An 18,469-nucleotide genomic window follows, 5' to 3' on the forward strand; every position below is an offset into this window, starting at 1 on the left:
TATAGGGAATAAATGGCTGAAAACAGGGATATATTGAACGATGGATTTTGGAGAATTTTACAAAACGATAAAACCAATATTGTAATTCACTTTATAAAAAATGAAAAACTTAATAATCAGCCTTTCAGTTGTGACTGCTTTATTAGCATCCTGTTCACCCGCTACAGACAAAAAAGTAGAAACAAATATTTCTCCGGGCACCAAAAAAGACGTTGTAGCATCTAAATCGAAACCAGTGAAGAATGATCCGGAACCAGTAGAAATACCAACTGATTATTCAACATTGGTTCCTATTGATGTATTGAATAGTAAGAGTACAGATGTGTATGAAAAATTTGGCATAGAGTTTTCGGGAAACTGCTATTCATGCGATTTGGCAAGTCTTTCTATAGCAAAGAATCAGATCAGATGGACCAATGTTTGTGATGAAAAAGACACTTTTGAAATTAGTGATTTTTCATTCTCTAATGAAGGAAGTAAAACTATTTTTGCAACACCGGAGAGAACCTATATTTTAACTCAAATAGATAAAGCACCCGTTTACGAACTCATGATAGAAGGCAAAAAACTGGAGTTAAAGAACAAAAGAATATCAAAATATTTTACTACCAAAAAAGCTTTGCCTCTTTTCACAGAACATGATTGTGGAGATTTTGAAGGGTAAACAATAGAGTAGTCCGGGACAGTCTTGTTTTGAAATATAAGCATAAAAAAACCTCAAATTACTTTGAGGTTTCTTTATATAAAATAATGACTTAATTATTTTGCTGGTTTTTTTGGACTCATCATCATAATCATCCTTTTTCCTTCAAGTTTAGGAAGCTGGTCTACTTTACCCACGTGCTCCAATTCCTGAGCAAGTTTTAAAAGCAAAATTTCTCCCTGATCCTTAAAGATAATCGAACGTCCTTTAAAAAATACGTAGGTTTTTAATTTAGAACCTTCTTCAAGGAATTTTTCAGCATGCTTCTTTTTGAATTCGTAATCGTGATCGTCAGTCTGAGGTCCGAAACGGATCTCTTTTACTACCACTTTTACCTGCTTAGCTTTAAGTTCCTTCTGTTTTTTCTTTTGCTCGTATAAGAATTTCTTATATTCCAATACTCTTGCAATAAATGGTTCTGCCTTGTCAGAAATTACTACTAAATCCAATTCTTGTTCCGCAGCAATTTGTCTTGCTTTGTCAATTGGGTAAATTCCTGGCTCTACGTTATCGCCCACTAAACGAAGCTCTCTCACACGAATTTTATCGTTGATCAAGTGTAAGTCCTCTTGTACCGGACGTCTCTGTGGGCCCCTGTTGTTAAATCTTTGTGCTATTGTATTATAATTTTATTGGTTAATTACTTAATTTAATTGATTTAAATATTTAAAGTTGAAGGATTTTGTTAATTTTTAAATCCTTCAATCTTTTAATTTTAAATTTATATGGCTGCTTCTTTTTTGAAGTAAGCAACGAAATCCTCCATCTTCATTACTCCAAGATCTCCTTCTCCACGTCTTCTTACAGAAATTGTGCCTTCATTTTCTTCATTTTCTCCTACGACAAGCATGAAAGGAATTTTATTCAATTCAGCATCACGGATCTTTTTACCTGTCTTCTCGTTTCTGTCATCAATCTGACCGCTAATATCGTGATTTTCCAAAAATTGTGAAACTTTTTTTGAATAATCTACATATTTTTCACTGATTGGTAGAATAATAAACTGATCCGGGCTTAGCCATAATGGGAAATCACCTGCAGTATTTTCCAGCAAAATAGCAATAAAACGTTCCATAGAACCGAAAGGAGCTCTGTGAATCATTACCGGTCTGTGTTTTTCATTATCATTTCCAATATAATGAAGATCAAATCTTTCCGGTAAGTTATAATCCACCTGGATAGTTCCCAGCTGCCATTTTCTTCCTAAAGCATCTTTCACCATGAAGTCAAGTTTAGGACCGTAGAATGCCGCTTCTCCGTATTCTACTACTGTTTTTAAACCTTTCTTCTGAGCTGCATTGATGATCGCACTTTCTGCTTTCTCCCAGTTTTCATCAGAACCGATATATTTTTGTTTGTTTTCAGGATCTCTTAATGAAACCTGAGTTACAAAATCTTCAAAACCTAAAGATTTGAACACATAAAGCGTTAAATCAATTACTTTTTCAAATTCTTCAGAAAGCTGATCCGGAGTACAGAAAAGGTGAGCGTCATCCTGAGTAAATCCACGAACTCTTGTTAATCCGTGAAGCTCTCCACTTTGCTCATATCTGTAAACAGTACCGAATTCTGCATATCTTTTTGGTAAATCTCTGTAGCTCCATTGTGATGTCTTGTAGATTTCACAGTGGTGAGGACAGTTCATTGGCTTCAGTAAGAATTCTTCTCCTTCATTAGGCGTTTTAATCGGCTGGAAGCTATCTTCCCCATACTTATCCCAGTGTCCTGAAGTGACATATAATTCTTTAGCTCCGATGTGTGGAGACATTACGAATTCATAACCTCCTTTTTTCTGAGCATCAGAAAGGAAATTTTCCAGTTTTCTTCTTAAAGCAGTACCTTTTGGCAACCAAAGTGGTAAACCGGCACCTACTTTTTCAGAGAATGCGAAAATTCCAAGTTCTTTACCTAATTTTCTGTGGTCTCTTCTTTTAGCTTCTTCCAGTCTTTCAAGATATTCTGTAAGATCTTTCTGTTTAGGGAAAGAAATACCGTATACTCTTGTTAATTGAGGGTTCTTTTCATTACCTCTCCAATAAGCTCCTGCTGCATTTAATATTTTAACCGCTTTTACGATTCCTGTATTCGGGATATGACCACCACGACATAAATCTGTGAAGTTATCGTGCGTTACAAAAGTGATTTCTCCATCATTAAGATTAGAGATCAATTCAACTTTATACGGATTGTCTGCATACGTTTTTAAAGCATCTTCTTTAGAAACCGGGTATAGAGAGAAAGTAGAACCTTTCTTCGCATTTTCTAAGATCTTTTTCTCAATCTTTTCAAAATCTTTTTCAGATAAGCTTTCATCCCCGAAATCCACGTCATAGTAGAATCCGCTTTCAATGGCAGGACCGATCGTCAACTTAGCATTAGGATAAAACTCAAGGATTGCCTGCGCCAAAAGGTGGGCAGAAGAGTGCCAGAAAGCCTTCTTTCCAAGATCATCATTCCAGGTCAAAAGCTGCACCGTAGAATCCGTGGTTATAGGTGTGGTCGTTTCTACTTGTTTGTCATTAACAATTGCGGAAATGGTGTTTCTAGCCAATCCCTCGCTTATAGATTTTGCCACATCTAGAGGAGTCACTGCTCCTTCGAATTCTTTGACACTATTGTCTGGAAGTGTAATTTTTATCATTGTTTACTAAGAAATTTTAAGAGGCAAAAATACGGAATTTTTAGATAAAATACTATATTAGCATATATTTAGAATGAGAATTAATATTAAAAATGAAAAAGACGAGGGTGGTTTTTGGCTCATTGAATTCCATATTCACTTTATCCCAGAAAAATACTTCAGAATTTCCGGGTATTTATTTTCTTAGTAGTAAAGCTCATTTTCTTTTCGAAAATATCTAAAAACAAACAAATTACAATTCAATATGAATACGATAAATGTAGATTTGCACTGCGACTTATTATGTTATTTACTTGAGCCGGGCTCATTAATTGATGATAAAGAACTTGGTTGTTCACTTCCTTATTTAAAAGAAGGAAATGTGAAGCTTCAGGTGATGGCTATATACTCAGCAACAGGTGAAAATAGTACTGTTTACGGTGCTAAACAGAGCGAAATATTTTCAAGTCTCCTGCAAAATGAAAACTTTTTCTTATTTGAAGGGGAAAACTATAAAAATACCGATAATACAGGCAAAGTAGGGGTTATTGCTTCTATTGAAAACGCATCTGGCTTTTGTAGTGAAGATGAAACCTTAGAATCTGGCTTTAAAAATCTGGAAGCGATCATTGAAAAAACACAGCGAATTCTTTATCTCGGAATAACCCATCATACTGAAAACCGCTTTGGAGGAGGAAACAATTCTGATGTTGGATTGAAAGAGGATGGAAAAGTTCTGCTTGATTACTTTTCAGAAAAAAATATTGCCATTGATCTGGCTCATACCAGTGATCAGCTTGCCTATGGAATTCTTAATTATATAGACCAAAAAAATTATAAAATCCCTGTTATGGCAAGTCATTCTAACTATAGATCTGTACATGACAAAAAAAGAAACCTTCCTGATGAACTGGCAAAAGAAGTTATTAAAAGAAAAGGATTAATAGGACTCAATTTTATCCGCAATTGTATTGATGAGAAAAATCCTGAGGTACTATATGAACATATTCAGCATGGCCTTGATTTAGGAGGAGAAGATTTTATTGCCTATGGTGCTGATTTTTTCTTTTGCAAAAACCATCCGGACAAATCCCGTCATCCTTTCTTTTTTGAAGGATATGATGATGCATCTGCTTTTAATTCCATCAACAAAGAAATTGAAAAGCGCTTTTCTTCCGAATTGGTAGAAAAGATCAGCCATAAAAATGCTTTAAATTTTATAGAGCATCTGTATAAATAAAACAGAATATAAGATGATTTTATGCTCTCTCAGATTTAGCAAATTAATCCGGTTTCTTATGTAATTGGTGAAATCAGCTAAATCTGCGGGAGATTATATTTAAAAGAAATTATCTGTTTTTTAGTATTCAATTTTACATTAAATAAAATATGATAAAGTATTTTAAAATAGCATTTTATATAATTTTATTTAATGTTTTCTTTTGTACTTTACTTTCTGCTTGATAATTTCAATCACATCAACATTTTGCACTTTAGATTTAATCCATCCATGGATATCAATATAGAATAATGAACGACGATAATATTCATTATTAGAAAATTCTTCCAGCTTTTTATCAAAGCTTTCAAATGCTTTCTGTCTTTGATCCAGTACCTGATTATTAAGGTTCTTAAAAAATTGAATGCTTTCAAAATGGAACTCTTCCGGTTTTTTCATTTTCCTGGCAAACTTTAAAGTAGAGGCAATAAATTCATCATAGTCTTCATCATTTCCCGACTCATATTTGGCCATTAAAATCAGAATTCTGGTATGAAACAAAAGATCTTCTTGTACATTTCCTTTGGATTCTATAACTCTCATAGAATATTCAATGGATTTTTCAAACATTTTACTTCCAAAAAACATGGCTGCCATTTTAAGGTACAGAATCATAAAATGGTGCTCATCAATCCTTTCTCTGAGTTTTTCCATTTTTAATTCCACTTCAGGAATAAGCTTGGTTCCTGTGAAGAATTCTCCTTTTACAAAGTGAATATTCATCAGTGTATTGTAATGCGTAAGAAAAATAAGAGACTGAAGGTTCTCATTCTGAACAAAATTCTCCGCGTGTACCATTTTATTGAAATTCTGAAAATGTTCTTCCAGAATATCAATATTTCCATATAAAAACAAGATTTTCAGCAGATACGTATTCCCTTTAATATACCATACAGGATGGCTGTAGATCATCTCAGGCTTTTTATGAAAAAGATCTACCCATTGATAGGCATATTTCAGTGTGTATTTGTAGTCCTGTAAAAGCTGGTTTTTCCAGACATGGGCTTTGTAATACCATAGTTTTTCCGTGAAATTCAGTTTCTCAGGGTTGATATTTTTAATTTCGGAGTTAAAAACGTCCAGCACTTCCTGTCGGTCTGCATCATTTTTTACATAACCATGAGTAAGCATCTCACTGTATAATTTCAGCGAAAGATTGGATAATTTAGTTGTATAACGGTTTTGTTTACTGATCTCCTGAGACTGCTTGATAAGCTCTTCGGCACGGCCTTCAATACTTCGTGTAATAAATTGTGATTCAATTACTTTTTCAAGGTCTATAATTTCCGACGCGATACTTTTCTCATCCAGTTCCAATGCTGTCTGCTTGGTCTTGTCCAATATCTTTAAAGCCTGCTTATAAAGACCTTTCTGATACAGAATGTTTGCAAAATCCAATTGCTCACGAAGCTGGATTCTGTAATTCTGGTGACTTGGGTTCATACGAAGACTTACCAGAATCTGTTTATAAAGGTGGGCTTTAAGGTTGGAAAGCTGCTGCTTGGTGGAAATTTTTTTCTCAATGATAATGCTTTCATCATATTCTTTCATCTTGTCCATTTCAGAAAACAGCAGAAGAAATTTAGCATCTACATTAATTCCGAGACGGTTTACGTATAACTTAAACTGTCTTTTTTCAGAGGTGGTCAATGACTTTACCAATACAAACAAAAAATCTTTCTGCAATTCTGCCATTGTAAATTTTTGAGAATTAAATTATTGATTAATAAATAAATACAATTGTTTTTTAAGCTGTTGAATATTGTAATTTTCAAAAAAAGTGAAAATAAAAAAATATCGCAAGCTGTAGTTTTGAGCCAAAATTAAGTAAAAAACTTCACTTATGAATTCCGAAAAAATCGAAATTTTTGATACGACACTGAGAGATGGGGAACAGGTTCCGGGATGCAAACTGAATACGGAACAAAAACTGATTATTGCTGAAAGGCTTGATGAATTAGGGATTGATATTATCGAGGCAGGATTTCCAATTTCCAGTCCCGGAGATTTTGAATCGGTTTCAGAAATTTCAAAACTGGTGAAAAATGCGAAGGTATGCGGACTCACAAGAGCGAACAAAAAAGATATTGATGTAGCAGCAGAAGCGCTGAAGTTGGCAAAGAAACCAAGAATCCATACAGGAATCGGAACCTCTGATTCCCATATTAAATACAAATTCAACTCCACAAGAGAAGATATTATTGAAAGGGCTGCTGATGCAGTAAGATATGCGAAAACATATGTGGAGGACGTTGAATTTTATGCTGAAGATGCCGGAAGAACAGATAATGAGTATCTGGCAAGAGTTTGTGAAGCGGTGATCAAAGCAGGAGCAACTGTTCTTAATATTCCTGATACCACAGGATATTGCTTACCGGAAGAGTATGGTCAGAAAATAAAATATCTGAGAGAAAACGTAAAAGGAATTGAAAAAGCGGTGCTTTCATGCCATTGTCACAATGATCTTGGGCTGGCGACTGCCAATTCTATTGCCGGAGCCATCAATGGGGCACGTCAGATTGAATGTACCATCAACGGATTGGGAGAACGAGCAGGGAATACAGCGTTGGAAGAAGTCGTCATGATTTTAAAACAGCATAAAGACTTGAATCTGCATACGGATGTGAATTCAAGGATGTTAAATGAAATGAGTGTAATGGTATCTGATCTGATGGGAATGTCTGTACAGCCAAACAAAGCCATCGTAGGAGCTAATGCTTTTGCTCACAGCTCAGGAATTCATCAGGATGGTGTGATTAAAAACAGAGAAACTTATGAAATCATTGATCCTGCGGAAGTAGGTGTGAATGCCTCTTCCATTATTCTTACAGCAAGAAGCGGACGTTCAGCATTGGCTTACCGTTTCAAACATATCGGATATGAGGTTACCAAAAATGAATTGGATTATCTGTATCAGGAGTTTTTGAAAATTGCTGACCTTAAAAAAGAAATAGGAAATGATGATCTGAGCCTGATGATGGATTCTTTCAGTAGAAAAATAGGATAGGTTTGATTTAAATCAAGATAAAGTAAAAATGAACAATAGTAAAAAGACACTTTTTGATAAAGTTTGGGACGCTCACGTGGTAGAAACCATTCCTGATGGACCTCAGATCATTTATATAGACAAACATCTTATTCATGAGGTAACCAGCCCTCAGGCTTTTGCGGAACTTGAATCCAGAAATCTGGAAATATTCAGGCCGGAACAGATTGTAGCCACTGCGGATCACAATGTACCTACATTGCACCAGGAACAACCTATTAAAGATGAACTTTCAAGAAATCAGGTAGAGCAGCTTACGGAAAACTGTAAGAAAAACAATATTGAACTTTTCGGATTAGGACACCAATATCAGGGAATTGTTCACATCATCGCTCCGGAATTAGGGATTACCCAGCCGGGAATGAGTATTGTTTGCGGAGACAGCCATACCTCTACCCATGGTGCATTTGGATCTATTGCTTTTGGGATTGGAACCAGCCAAGTGGCTCAGGTGTTTGCCAGCCAGTGTTTGTTGCTTAACAAACCAAAATCCATGAGAATAACCGTTAATGGTACACTGAATGAAAATGTTCAGCCTAAAGATGTTATTCTTTATATCATTTCAAAAATAGGAACTGATGGTGGAACAGGATATTTCTGTGAATATGTAGGAAATGTGTTCGAAGAAATGTCGATGGAAGGAAGGATGACTGTCTGTAATATGAGTATTGAAATGGGAGCCAGAGGAGGAATGATTGCTCCTGATGAAACTACTTTTGAATATGTAAAAGGGAGAAAATTTGCTCCCAAAGGAGAAGACTGGAATGAGAAAGTAACCTATTGGAGCACTCTGAAAACAGATGAAGGAGCTGCATTTGATGAGGAACTTAGCTTTGATGCTTCAGATATTTATCCAATGATTACTTACGGAACCAACCCGGGGATGGGAATTTCAATCCGTGAAGTGATTCCGGCACCGCAAAATGAATCGGAAGAGAAGGCATTAAAATATATGGGACTGGAAGCCGGACAGGCCGTTAACACCATCAAGGTTAATTATGTTTTCATAGGAAGCTGTACCAATGCAAGAATAGAAGATTTCCGTTCTGCAGCTCAGTATATTAAAGGAAAAAGTAAATCTGAGGCTGTAAAAGCACTGATTGTTCCCGGATCTCAACAGGTTGTTAAACAGATTTATGAGGAAGGGTTGGATAAAATATTCAATGAGGCGGGGTTTCAGATCCGTCAGCCGGGATGTTCAGCATGTCTGGCAATGAACGATGATAAAATTCCGGAAGGAGAATATTGTGTTTCCACTTCCAACAGAAACTTTGAAGGCAGGCAGGGACAAGGTTCAAGAACGATTCTTGCAAGTCCGCTTACCGCAGCAAAAGCAGCCATAGAAGGTAAAATTTCAGCTTTTGAAAGTTTAAACTAAACAGATTAAAAGTACATGCAAAAATTAGTTGTTTTAAAATCCCGCGCAGTTCCGTTGCCGGCAGAAAATATAGATACAGACCAGATTATTCCGGCAAGATTCCTGAAAAGTATAGACAGAAAAGGGTTCGGAGAAAATCTGTTCAGAGACTGGAGGTTCAATATTCATACAGGAGAACCGAATCCTGATTTTGTTTTGAATAACCCTAAATTCAGTGGAGAAATTTTAGTGGCAGGAAACAATTTCGGATGTGGAAGCAGCCGCGAACATGCAGCGTGGTCATTAACTGATTATGGTTTCAAAGTAATTATTTCCAGTTATTTCGCGGATATTTTTAAAGGCAATGCCTTAAATAACGGGCTTCTTCCTGTAAAGGTTTCCGAAGAATTTTTAAAAGAAATCCTGGAAGGTATCAATGAAAATCCAGACAATGAAATTGCCATTGATGTGGAATTGCAGTCTGTAAGCTTTAAAGATACCACTGAAACTTTCGAAATTGATTCTTACAAAAAAATATGCCTGTTAAACGGCTATGACGATATTGATTTTCTAATCAGTAGAAAACAAACCATCACAGAATTTGAATTAAAAACACAAAAAGCAAATGAGCGACAATTATTTTAAAATTGCGGTTCTTCCCGGAGATGGGATTGGCCCGGAAATCATCAGTGAAAGCATTAAAATATTGGATGCTATTGCTGAAGTGTTTCAATGTAAATTCCATTTTGACTATGGATTGATCGGGGCAGAAGCTATTTTTAAGACAGGAAATCCTTTGCCTGAGGAGACGTTGAAAATATGTAAAGAATCTGATGCCGTACTTTTCGGAGCTATCGGGGATCCGGTTTTTGATAACAATCCGGAAGCGAAAGTGAGACCGGAACAAGGATTATTGAAACTACGTAAAGAACTAGGGTTGTTTGCCAATATCCGCCCCTTGAAAACATATGCATCATTAATTGATAAAAGTCCGCTTAAAAGAGAAATTATCGAAGGTGCGGATATCCAGATTTTCAGAGAGCTGGTAAGTGGAATTTATTTTGGTGAAAAATTTACAGACCCGGAAGGAGCATATGCTTATGATATCTGCAAATATAGCCGTGAAGATATTATTCCTATCGCCCATATGGCCTTTCAGGAAGCTCAGAAAAGAAAGAAAAAACTTACCCTTATTGATAAAGCCAATGTTCTGGATACTTCAAGATTATGGAGAAAAATCTGTCAGGAAATTGCCCCTGAATATCCGGATGTACAGCTTGATTATATGTTTGTAGATAATGCAGCCATGCAGTTGATTCTTAATCCTAAACATTTTGATGTTATCCTGACTGAAAATATGTTTGGAGATATTATTTCGGATGAAGCAAGTGTGATCGGAGGTTCTATCGGGCTGCTGCCATCTGCTTCGGTAGGAGAGAAGAATGCCCTGTTTGAGCCTATCCATGGATCTTATCCACAGGCAAAAGGAAAAGGAATTGCCAATCCTATTGCTTCTATTTTAAGTGTGGCGATGATGCTGGATCATCTTAATGTAAAGGCTGCAGCAGATAAATTGAGACAATCTGTAGAACATGCTATTGAAAATAAGTATGTCACCATTGATCTTAATACCAAACAATATTACTCTACGAGTGAAGTGGGAAGCTTTATCGCGGATCATATCAGATATTCCGAGAAATCATATTACAATTTTGAAAATATCAAGATTGGAAAATCTACCATTGTATAGAAACAAAAAGTTCAGTTAGATAGTTAGAAAGAAAAGTTCCGCCTCGTATGAGACGGAACTTTTCAATTTTTTAAACCTGTGAGGGATATTATTCTTATTTTTTGGTATTATCCGTTTTTCCTGATTTATTTTTTGAAGACTTTTGAACATCTTCTTTATCAATATCAGGCGGATTGGTCTTTTGTGATGCCGCAGGAATATTGGGGAAATCCTGGTTTTGCTTTTGGGTTTCTGCGGTATTGGCAGATTCTTTCTTTTTGGTGTTTCCTTTTGTATCCATGACTTTGAATTTTAAATTTCAACAATATGATAGTATCATTCAAAGGGTTTGCCAAACGGAAATATTTAACCTTAAAGTCCTAAAATACCAATTTTTCCTGTTTTATCTTCTATTTCATAATTTAAAGCCTTAGCCAAAACAAAGATATTATTAAGATTTTCCATCAGCTGTTTGCGGCCTTCACTTCTCAGCTGATTCTGATCAATTGATTTTTCGGCTGTTTCTTTAGCTTTCTGGGTAACATTTTTAATATCTTTTTCTGAAATTCTGTTAATAAAAGAATCATCCAAAGACTGAATTTCAACGCTTGGCGTAATTCTTATGTCTGCATCAGGAAGCTCGGTGATAATCAATTTTTTATTGATAGAATCTACTTCGATCTTCATTTTGTTAAGGTCATAAGAAACCTGTGCATTGGTCTTTGTATAAGTTATAATGCTGTTGCTGGATATTTCTTTTCCAAAAACTTCATAACCCATTTTAGTCTTCTGCATGCTGGAAGTATTCTGCTCCATGACTACCATTTTATTCATCTTGGAAATCTGATTGGTCAGGATATAATAATCCGATTTTTCAGTTTTATTTCCAAGGTTCAGGCAGGACTTCAGTCCAAAAAACAGAAGGACCATGGCACCGGCACCGGCTGCAAAGGATAATATTGTTCTATAATTTCTCAAATCTATTTAAAAATTTCTTTGATGACAGACGAATCATTCTTTTTAAGAATTTCAACTAAATCCCTCTCGATATATCCTGTAGTAGGCATTTCTATAATTCTTCCCACTTCTTTTCCATATCTTTTCAGAATAATGGTAGGAACTTTTTGAAGATTGTAAAGACTTTCATCTCCGGTAGGAGATTCTTTTTTACGGTTTACTGCTATGATATTCAATTTATTTTCCGGATAGCTTACGGCTTCCAATATTTTCATCAGTCTTGGAAAATCTCTGTGGCTGTCTTCACACCAGGTTCCCATGAATACAATAATATCATAAGTCCCGATTTTCTCTTTTTTTAATTCACTGACGGCTTTTTGGTCAAGAACATACTCATCATGTTCTTTTACATACCAATCTGCATAAGGAGCTTTTAAAAATTGCTCTTTCAGTTGGTTTCCTAAAAGCATTTTGCCATCTTTCTGAGTTTCAACTTCACGGTTTACTACTACTTTTTGAGCATTAAGCTGTTGTGCAGCTAAAAATAAACTTGAAAAGGCAACAATATTGGTAATAAATTTTTTCATATGTTATTTTTCAATAATTGATTTTAAATCAGCAGGAGAGTAATATTTGTTTTTTAATACTTTATGATCTGCCTGTCTGTAAACATTGAATTTTTCTCCGGACTTTTCATAAAAAGATTCTACTTCCTTCTCTTTATAAAATTCAACAGTTTCCTTTGCCTGTTCTTCATTATCACATGCTTTCGACATATTGGAGCGCTGAACTTCGTTGAATAGCTCTACAAATTTGTTGCCAAGTCCGAATTCCAGTACAGCTCCACTCAAAACATACTGAAGATCACACAATGCATCTGCAATTTCTACAATATTATTATCTGCAATGGCTTGTTTCAGTTCGTTTAATTCTTCCTGTAAAAGCTCCACTCTAAGATTGCATCTTTCCGGAGAAGGAATTTGTGGGGTATCTAAAATAGGGGCTTTGAAAGTAGTATGGAATTCTGCTACTTGGTTCAGACTATCAATTTTATCCATGAATTTTTTTATTTCCCACAAAGATAGAAAAGGATTTGTAAAATGTGAAATGTACACGAGTAAAATATGAGACTCAAAAGCGCAGGCTGTCTATTGTTTTTATTTTATTCCTGCGAATTAAAGTTAATAGGCATTCTAAACCATGATTTTACTGGTGTTCCATTCTTTTTTGCTGGACTCCACTTCCCTTTTATTTTTTTCAGAGCAAATTTTACATCCTCAAGAAGAATTTTATTGTTTTCTACTTTGGGCTCAAGATCTACATTGGTGATGTCTCCATTTTCATCTATTGAAAAGGATATAAGAAATGTTCCTTTTGGGTTGTAAGTTTCCCAATCCAAATAATTATTTAAGCTTTCAAGAACATCTTTTCTAAATGCTTTCATCCCTCCGGGCATGGCAGCAGACTGATATGATTTAACAATATCGTAATCGGGTTTGTAATTTTCAAAAAAATCTTTGGGTTGAAACATAAAATCGAAATAAGCGGCAACTTTCTGTCCGTTTTGTTCTGCAGGCTGCCAGTTTTTTAAGCTTCCTAAAGATTTGACAACAAGAGTAAAAGCGCATTTGTTCTTTTCTATAATAGGATCATCGCTCTTTTTCTTTACTAAAGCAGGCTTACCATTCTCATCAATCTTTAGGCTTACAAAATACATCTCATTTTGATCACATGGTTTTGAGCCGCTTTTCAGGAAATAGTTCTGCATGTCTGAGAATAATTGGATGGAACCTCCTTGGTATGGAAACTGGCCGTCCGGATATTGAGCCAGTGTTTTTTGTGAAAATGCTGATCCAAAGTATAGGGTAAAAAGAAACAGTGTTATTTTTTTCATAGGTAGATGTGCTTCACGGATTAAATTAGTTTGTCTGCTAAATTAAGAAAAGTCTACAACTTTCAGGCTGTAGACTTTTATTGTATGGGTAGAAATGATTTCAGTTATTCATATTTCCAAACGCCGGATATATTTAATATCATCAATCCCGGCTGTTTTTCTCCATAGCTGAATACACAGATGTATTTTGAATGGCAGGAAGTACAGTCTGTCCCAAAATATAATGTTGGTTGGTCATTGACTGTCAATTCTCCAAAGTGAAGCATTCTCTGAGAGGTTTTGTTTACTATTCCGTGTTTTAATAATTCTTCTCTGGAAAGTACTTTATTTTCATTATATACTTGAAAGATAGGAAATCCTGATTCATAGGGAACGATTTCAACTGTATTTTTGTGGCCGCAATAGCAGCAGCTGTAAGTTATTATGGCTGATGGAAGAGCTTCATCATTGATAAAGTTACTTTTTTCAACAGAAGCTTTTTCGGTAATGTTTATTTTTTCTGATATTGAATACATCTGGGTAGATTTATGGCTGAATAACTGTGCCTACTAAGTTAGGATATTTTCCGCTAGGGGTTTTCTTAATGGTAACCTTTATATAACCTTCTTCTGCAAGCTTATTCCATGTTTTCTGATAACCCGTGTTGATGTCGATAGGGATTTTCCACATGGTTTGTTTTCCTTTTCCTGCCTGGCTGAACCAAGGAATAATATCTGCGGTTTGGGTCTTGAACTGCATGGAACTATTCAAAACATCAATTTCATAGTAAAAATCGTACTTGTCTTCCGGTTGATTTAATGCTCTTTGGGTAAAAGTATAAGTATAACCATTGATAATAGGGCTTGTAAAACTTCCTCCTAACGTAGGAACTCCGGTGCCGGTATAGTTGCCAACCGCTCCGCTGTATCTGTCGAATTTCTGTCCAACCTGTAAAGGAACATCATCAACGATATTGTAACCTCCGTTGGCAGGCGGCCAACCGCCATTTAAATTATTAGCCTTAAAAAGTGATTCCAGTTCACTCCATTTACCTCTTTTATATAGGTCATAAGCTTGATTTCTGATTGCTTGACTTGCCGAATTACTGGGGTCATAAGTGACTGCCAGCTCATCTGCATTTTTGTAGAAGACAGAAGTAACGTCAGGATTGGTATCTATTACATCATCATTGTCCGAACTACAGGCAACCGAGAAAGAAGTGATTGCTAAAAAAAAAATGTACTTAAATAAATGTTTCATATAAAAAATTTTAAATTATTTTAAAATATTGAGGGATTGGAGGGAGTACCTTTTTGAAACATTATTTTTACAGAAATCTTCAATGGAAATACTGAGATGAATATTATTAATGTTCAGTCTGTAACAGGGGTTTCAAAACTGAAATTGATTTAATAATACACTTTTCTGGCGGGTAAATTATTAAAATACCAATTCACACCAAAATAGAGTCAAAAGAAGCAACGGCATCCGACCTTAAAAAACGGCTTGGAGCTCCCTTAAATACAATCTGGGTCAACGGTACAATAAAATATTGTTATGTGATAAATTTAAATTAAAAAACTCAAATTATAGTTATTTTGTTTTAAATAAAATGTTTTTATGTGATTAATTTCATTTGTAATTATTTATTGTGATGATATTTTACATTGAAAAAAATAAAACTGCCCCATAAGGAGCAGTTTTTTCACATCGTTTAATTTTAAAGGGATTAGTTTTTAACAAATCTCTTAGAAGATTCTCCAATCTGAATCATATAAGCACCTTTGATAAGGTTGCTTACGTTCACGGATCCTCTTTGTAGTTTTCCAGAGTCGATTAGTTTTCCACCCATATCGAAGATTTTGTAATCTTCAGAAGTTGTATTGGAAATATAAAGTATATCTCTTGCAGGGTTTGGATAAAGCTTCACATCGGTGATCAGATCTTTCGTACTATGAAGATCTCCTTTTCCGGAAGAAACAATATTAAGGGTATAGTCTTCTACTTGTCCATAAGTGAAGGCTTCACATGAAGAGGTAGGGATTGAACTATACTTCATCATTACTCTCATTCTTGTAGATCCAACAGTAGCAGTAGCCGGGATTGTAATAGACCCTGTAACCGGACTTGTTGTAGAACCTGCTTTTGTCCAAGCTAATTCTCCGCTGTCTGTGAAGTCTCCATCACCATTGTAATCAATATAAACAGCATATGCTTCGCTGTATTTTGTAGAAGTCCAAACCGGAGTAATGGAAATCGTATAAGCACTTCCTCTTGTAACATTTGTAGAAACCGAAGTGAAATTTTCATATCCTGCAGTTCCTGTAGATGTATTGTTAATTGATCCAAATGTTACGTTTCCAATTCTCTCATCAGCAGTGTTGGAGGCCGAAGAAGAACAATAGGTAACGGTTCCCCCGGAAAGAGTCGTAACACTTACTGTATTACTTGACACCGAAGCATTTCCAGCTGCATCTTTTGCTTTCACAGAGAAAGAATACGTAGTTGCTGGTGAAAGTCCTGTTACAGTATATGTAGTAGACGCTGTAGAACCAATTAATGAAGCTCCCTGGTATACGTCATATCCTGTCACTCCAACATTATCTGTAGCTCCAGACCATGAAAGATTAGTGGTTGTAGCTGTAGTTCCTGAAGCCGCAAGAGTAGGAGCTGTAGGAGCAACCGTATCAGGAGTTCCTGAACCTGCATTTACAGAGATGTTGGCATTGTTGACATCAAAGAAAATGTGATTAGATCCTTTTACCATAATTCTTCCTGTAGTTGTCGTAGCATTAGGAATTGTTACAGCCTGTGAACCATCATTTGGAGTTCCTGCTAATAGGGTAGTCCAGGTATTTCCGCTGTCTGTTGACCAAAGGATATCTACATTGGCTGCATTAACACCATTAGCTGTAGTTCCTGCCACGTTCCATGTAATGGTTTGAGAACTTCCTCCAGCGTAAGTTGTTGCTGAATTTTGGGAAGTGATATTGAACGGTCCTGCAGTTCCATTCACTGTGATTACCGCATCGTCAGAATTGTTTCCTGAACCTCCTGCTTTATTGTCACGAACGGTAAATCTGAAATTTAATGTTCTGGCAACAGAAGAAAGAGCTTCTACGGTGATTTCAGAACCTGCAGTAGTGGTTGCACCTGTTAAAACAGAAGCCATTCTTGGGAAGTATCTTGCAGGTGAAGTTGTTGGAGTCCATGATCTGAAGTTAGGACCAGTAGTTTTTGTTGCACTGGCAGCTGAGCTTGCTCCTGTTTGTGAAGAAGAAGCATTGTCCATTTGTTCCCAGATGTATGTTAAAGAATCTCCGTCGGCATCCGTTCCTGTTCCTGTAAGAACAAATGGAGTTCCTTTTGGAATTGTATAATCTAAGCCTGCGCTGGCAGTAGGAATGGAATTTCCTGTATTGGTATTAACAGAGCAGGTTTTGGCTTTAATATTATTTGTGATCTGCTGAATGCTTACGGCATGGAAAAAGGCATCAGAATGAGGTTGGATATCCTGGCTGGTAATTCCGGCATATCCCATAATTGTTGATCCAGATCCCGGTTCCATATTAACGCCTGTTCCTTCATTGCTCATAGAGAAAGTATGGTTTCCACCAAACTGATGTCCCATTTCGTGAGCCACATAGTCGATATCAAAATTATCTCCTGAAGGAATAGCATCTGCCGGAGAAGTATAGCCGCTTCCTTTAGATCCGTTTGTACAGATACACCCGATACATCCCGCATTTCCTCCACCTCCTGAAGCTCCGAACAAGTGTCCGATATCATAGTTGGCTTCACCAATTACAGAGGTTAAAGTACTTTGTAACTGAGAATTCCAGCTGCTCATTCCTGAAGCTGCAGAATAAGGGTCTGTAGAAGCATTGGTGTAAATAACCGCGTCGTTGTTAGCAATCAGAACCATTCTTGCAGCGAAATCTTTTTCAAAAACACCGTTTACACGGGTCATTGTGGTATTCATTGCTGCTAAAGCCTGAGCTTTTGTACCTCCGAAATAAGTAGTGTATTCTCCTGTGCAGGATAATGCCAGTCTGAATGTTCTCAGTTTAGCATCGTCAGCATTAGGTCTTGCCGCAAGAGCAGAATTGGAAACTCCTTTCTGTGCAGCATCTACTACTGTACATTCAAATTTGTTAAGATCATCTTTTTTGTCAGATTTTCTGTACACTACATAAGAAGAAAGACCTTTAGTGTAAGGCTCGATAAATACTGCAGATTTATCACCGTAAATTTCCATAGATGACAGTCCTAGTGGAGAAACACTGAAATAGACTGTGGAATTAGGATCATCCAGACCTTGTCCTACATAGGATTTGATATCCGGATATTTTGCTGCCAACTCAGGGGCAAAATTGGAATTCTCCCTCACTTTAAAATTTTCCATTCTGCCTTCAGAATTTGGAAAAGAGATGATGAGTTCTGATTTTTCGCCTGCAGCCAGTCTTTTGGGAGCTTTTGCCAGAATGTTTTTCAATCCGTTGATATCCAGGTTGTATACCTTGGGATTGCTGATGCTGGTTTTGTTTTCAAAGATCTCTGATGAAGTTCTTTTTGAACCTTCAGACCAAAGACGGTCAGTCTGTGCGAAAGAAATACCCGAAATAAGGAGCATTCCAATCAGCGTTAATTGTTTTTTCATATTAAATATTAAATTTGATTGTGGAATATCAAAGCTAATGAAAAATATATTATCAAAAACAAAATTTTTTAAGAGAAATTTGGAATATCACCTTAAAATGTTATGCAATACATTGAGTGTAATTGAAAAAGCTTATTAATAAAAGAAAAGTGAAAGTGAAGAAATGAATTTTAATTTCAAAAAAAACAAAATATGTGTAATTTTTTATTAATTTATTAAAATGAGACAATGAAATTTACTAATTA

General features: G+C 35.9%; 17 protein-coding genes. 6 read left to right on the top strand and 11 right to left on the bottom strand.

Annotated features, from left to right (window positions below; translation table 11 throughout):
• Positions 1-100 precede the first annotated feature (100 nt).
• Positions 101-664: a hypothetical protein gene (locus BUE84_RS10605; protein ID WP_079241602.1), complete on the top strand. Its 564-nt coding sequence runs from the start codon at positions 101-103 to the stop codon at positions 662-664.
• A gap of 95 nt (positions 665-759) precedes the next feature.
• Here the strand turns inward: BUE84_RS10605 and infC are convergent, their stop codons facing one another.
• Positions 760-1,260 (bottom strand): translation initiation factor IF-3, encoded by a 501-nt coding sequence (gene infC, locus BUE84_RS10610; RefSeq protein ID WP_027372223.1) that lies wholly within the window; start codon positions 1,258-1,260, stop codon positions 760-762.
• Positions 1,261-1,424: 164 nt separating this feature from the next.
• On the bottom strand, positions 1,425-3,344 hold the full coding sequence (gene thrS / locus BUE84_RS10615) for a threonine--tRNA ligase (protein WP_079241603.1): 1,920 nt from the start codon (positions 3,342-3,344) through the stop codon (positions 1,425-1,427).
• A gap of 244 nt (positions 3,345-3,588) precedes the next feature.
• On the opposite strand from thrS, the gene BUE84_RS10620 reads away from it, so the two are divergent.
• The gene (locus BUE84_RS10620) at positions 3,589-4,563 is read left to right on the top strand and encodes a dipeptidase (RefSeq protein WP_079241604.1); all 975 of its coding nucleotides are present in this window, start codon (positions 3,589-3,591) and stop codon (positions 4,561-4,563) included.
• A gap of 189 nt (positions 4,564-4,752) precedes the next feature.
• On the opposite strand, the gene BUE84_RS10625 is transcribed toward BUE84_RS10620, so the two are convergent.
• Positions 4,753-6,297, bottom strand: coding sequence for a hypothetical protein (locus BUE84_RS10625; protein ID WP_079241605.1), 1,545 nt, complete (start codon positions 6,295-6,297; stop codon positions 4,753-4,755).
• A gap of 148 nt (positions 6,298-6,445) precedes the next feature.
• On the opposite strand from BUE84_RS10625, the gene BUE84_RS10630 reads away from it, so the two are divergent.
• Genes BUE84_RS10630 through leuB form a run of 4 tightly spaced genes read left to right on the top strand, consistent with a single transcriptional unit; the run spans position 6,446 to position 10,755 of the window.
• Positions 6,446-7,609 (top strand): 2-isopropylmalate synthase, encoded by a 1,164-nt coding sequence (locus BUE84_RS10630; protein ID WP_079241606.1) that lies wholly within the window; start codon positions 6,446-6,448, stop codon positions 7,607-7,609.
• Positions 7,610-7,637: 28 nt separating this feature from the next.
• Positions 7,638-9,026, top strand: a complete 1,389-nt coding sequence (leuC, locus tag BUE84_RS10635) for a 3-isopropylmalate dehydratase large subunit (RefSeq protein WP_079241607.1) — start codon at positions 7,638-7,640, stop codon at positions 9,024-9,026.
• Positions 9,027-9,041: 15 nt separating this feature from the next.
• Positions 9,042-9,650: a 3-isopropylmalate dehydratase small subunit gene (leuD, locus tag BUE84_RS10640; protein WP_079241608.1), complete on the top strand. Its 609-nt coding sequence runs from the start codon at positions 9,042-9,044 to the stop codon at positions 9,648-9,650.
• Positions 9,631-10,755, top strand: coding sequence for a 3-isopropylmalate dehydrogenase (gene leuB / locus BUE84_RS10645; RefSeq protein ID WP_079241609.1), 1,125 nt, complete (start codon positions 9,631-9,633; stop codon positions 10,753-10,755). Before leuD ends, leuB begins: the two co-directional genes overlap by 20 nt.
• Positions 10,756-10,849: 94 nt before the next feature.
• Here leuB and BUE84_RS10650 read toward each other — a convergent pair whose 3' ends face one another.
• From BUE84_RS10650 to BUE84_RS10685, 8 genes are all read right to left on the bottom strand, one after another.
• Positions 10,850-11,035 (bottom strand): hypothetical protein, encoded by a 186-nt coding sequence (locus BUE84_RS10650; RefSeq protein ID WP_079241610.1) that lies wholly within the window; start codon positions 11,033-11,035, stop codon positions 10,850-10,852.
• 71 nt (positions 11,036-11,106) lie between these two features.
• The gene (locus tag BUE84_RS10655; RefSeq protein ID WP_079241611.1) at positions 11,107-11,712 is read right to left on the bottom strand and encodes a DUF4230 domain-containing protein; all 606 of its coding nucleotides are present in this window, start codon (positions 11,710-11,712) and stop codon (positions 11,107-11,109) included.
• A gap of 2 nt (positions 11,713-11,714) precedes the next feature.
• Positions 11,715-12,278 (bottom strand): TlpA family protein disulfide reductase, encoded by a 564-nt coding sequence (locus tag BUE84_RS10660; protein WP_079241612.1) that lies wholly within the window; start codon positions 12,276-12,278, stop codon positions 11,715-11,717.
• A 3-nt stretch (positions 12,279-12,281) separates the two neighbouring features.
• The gene (locus BUE84_RS10665) at positions 12,282-12,749 is read right to left on the bottom strand and encodes a nucleoside triphosphate pyrophosphohydrolase family protein (RefSeq protein WP_034694493.1); all 468 of its coding nucleotides are present in this window, start codon (positions 12,747-12,749) and stop codon (positions 12,282-12,284) included.
• Between the two features lie 104 nt (positions 12,750-12,853).
• Positions 12,854-13,585 carry an energy transducer TonB gene (locus tag BUE84_RS10670; protein WP_079241613.1) on the bottom strand — a complete coding sequence of 244 codons (732 nt, stop codon included), beginning with the start codon at positions 13,583-13,585 and terminating at the stop codon, positions 12,854-12,856.
• A 104-nt stretch (positions 13,586-13,689) separates the two neighbouring features.
• Positions 13,690-14,100 carry a hypothetical protein gene (locus BUE84_RS10675; RefSeq protein WP_079241614.1) on the bottom strand — a complete coding sequence of 137 codons (411 nt, stop codon included), beginning with the start codon at positions 14,098-14,100 and terminating at the stop codon, positions 13,690-13,692.
• Positions 14,101-14,110: 10 nt separating this feature from the next.
• Entirely contained in the window at positions 14,111-14,824 is a 714-nt protein-coding gene (locus tag BUE84_RS10680) for a glycohydrolase toxin TNT-related protein (protein ID WP_079241615.1), read from the bottom strand.
• 469 nt (positions 14,825-15,293) lie between these two features.
• Positions 15,294-18,224, bottom strand: a complete 2,931-nt coding sequence (locus tag BUE84_RS10685; RefSeq protein ID WP_079241616.1) for a reprolysin-like metallopeptidase — start codon at positions 18,222-18,224, stop codon at positions 15,294-15,296.
• Positions 18,225-18,469 lie beyond the last annotated feature (245 nt).

The sequence above is a fragment of the Chryseobacterium indologenes genome, from assembly GCF_002025665.1.
GTDB lineage: Bacteria > Bacteroidota > Bacteroidia > Flavobacteriales > Weeksellaceae > Chryseobacterium > Chryseobacterium metallicongregator.

Excerpts from the sequence above, each read along its gene's own strand:
- BUE84_RS10620 (WP_079241604.1), top strand. The coding sequence starts at position 3,589 with ATGAATACGATAAATGTAGATTTGCACTGCGACTTATTATGTTATTTA.
- BUE84_RS10625 (WP_079241605.1), bottom strand. The coding sequence starts at position 6,297 with ATGGCAGAATTGCAGAAAGATTTTTTGTTTGTATTGGTAAAGTCATTG.
- BUE84_RS10680 (WP_079241615.1), bottom strand. The coding sequence starts at position 14,824 with ATGAAACATTTATTTAAGTACATTTTTTTTTTAGCAATCACTTCTTTC.
- BUE84_RS10630 (WP_079241606.1), top strand. The coding sequence starts at position 6,446 with ATGAATTCCGAAAAAATCGAAATTTTTGATACGACACTGAGAGATGGG.
- leuB (WP_079241609.1), top strand. The coding sequence starts at position 9,631 with ATGAGCGACAATTATTTTAAAATTGCGGTTCTTCCCGGAGATGGGATT.
- BUE84_RS10605 (WP_079241602.1), top strand. The coding sequence starts at position 101 with ATGAAAAACTTAATAATCAGCCTTTCAGTTGTGACTGCTTTATTAGCA.
- leuC (WP_079241607.1), top strand. The coding sequence starts at position 7,638 with ATGAACAATAGTAAAAAGACACTTTTTGATAAAGTTTGGGACGCTCAC.
- BUE84_RS10675 (WP_079241614.1), bottom strand. The coding sequence starts at position 14,100 with ATGTATTCAATATCAGAAAAAATAAACATTACCGAAAAAGCTTCTGTT.
- BUE84_RS10650 (WP_079241610.1), bottom strand. The coding sequence starts at position 11,035 with ATGGATACAAAAGGAAACACCAAAAAGAAAGAATCTGCCAATACCGCA.
- thrS (WP_079241603.1), bottom strand. The coding sequence starts at position 3,344 with ATGATAAAAATTACACTTCCAGACAATAGTGTCAAAGAATTCGAAGGA.
- leuD (WP_079241608.1), top strand. The coding sequence starts at position 9,042 with ATGCAAAAATTAGTTGTTTTAAAATCCCGCGCAGTTCCGTTGCCGGCA.
- BUE84_RS10670 (WP_079241613.1), bottom strand. The coding sequence starts at position 13,585 with ATGAAAAAAATAACACTGTTTCTTTTTACCCTATACTTTGGATCAGCA.
- BUE84_RS10685 (WP_079241616.1), bottom strand. The coding sequence starts at position 18,224 with ATGAAAAAACAATTAACGCTGATTGGAATGCTCCTTATTTCGGGTATT.
- BUE84_RS10660 (WP_079241612.1), bottom strand. The coding sequence starts at position 12,278 with ATGAAAAAATTTATTACCAATATTGTTGCCTTTTCAAGTTTATTTTTA.
- BUE84_RS10665 (WP_034694493.1), bottom strand. The coding sequence starts at position 12,749 with ATGGATAAAATTGATAGTCTGAACCAAGTAGCAGAATTCCATACTACT.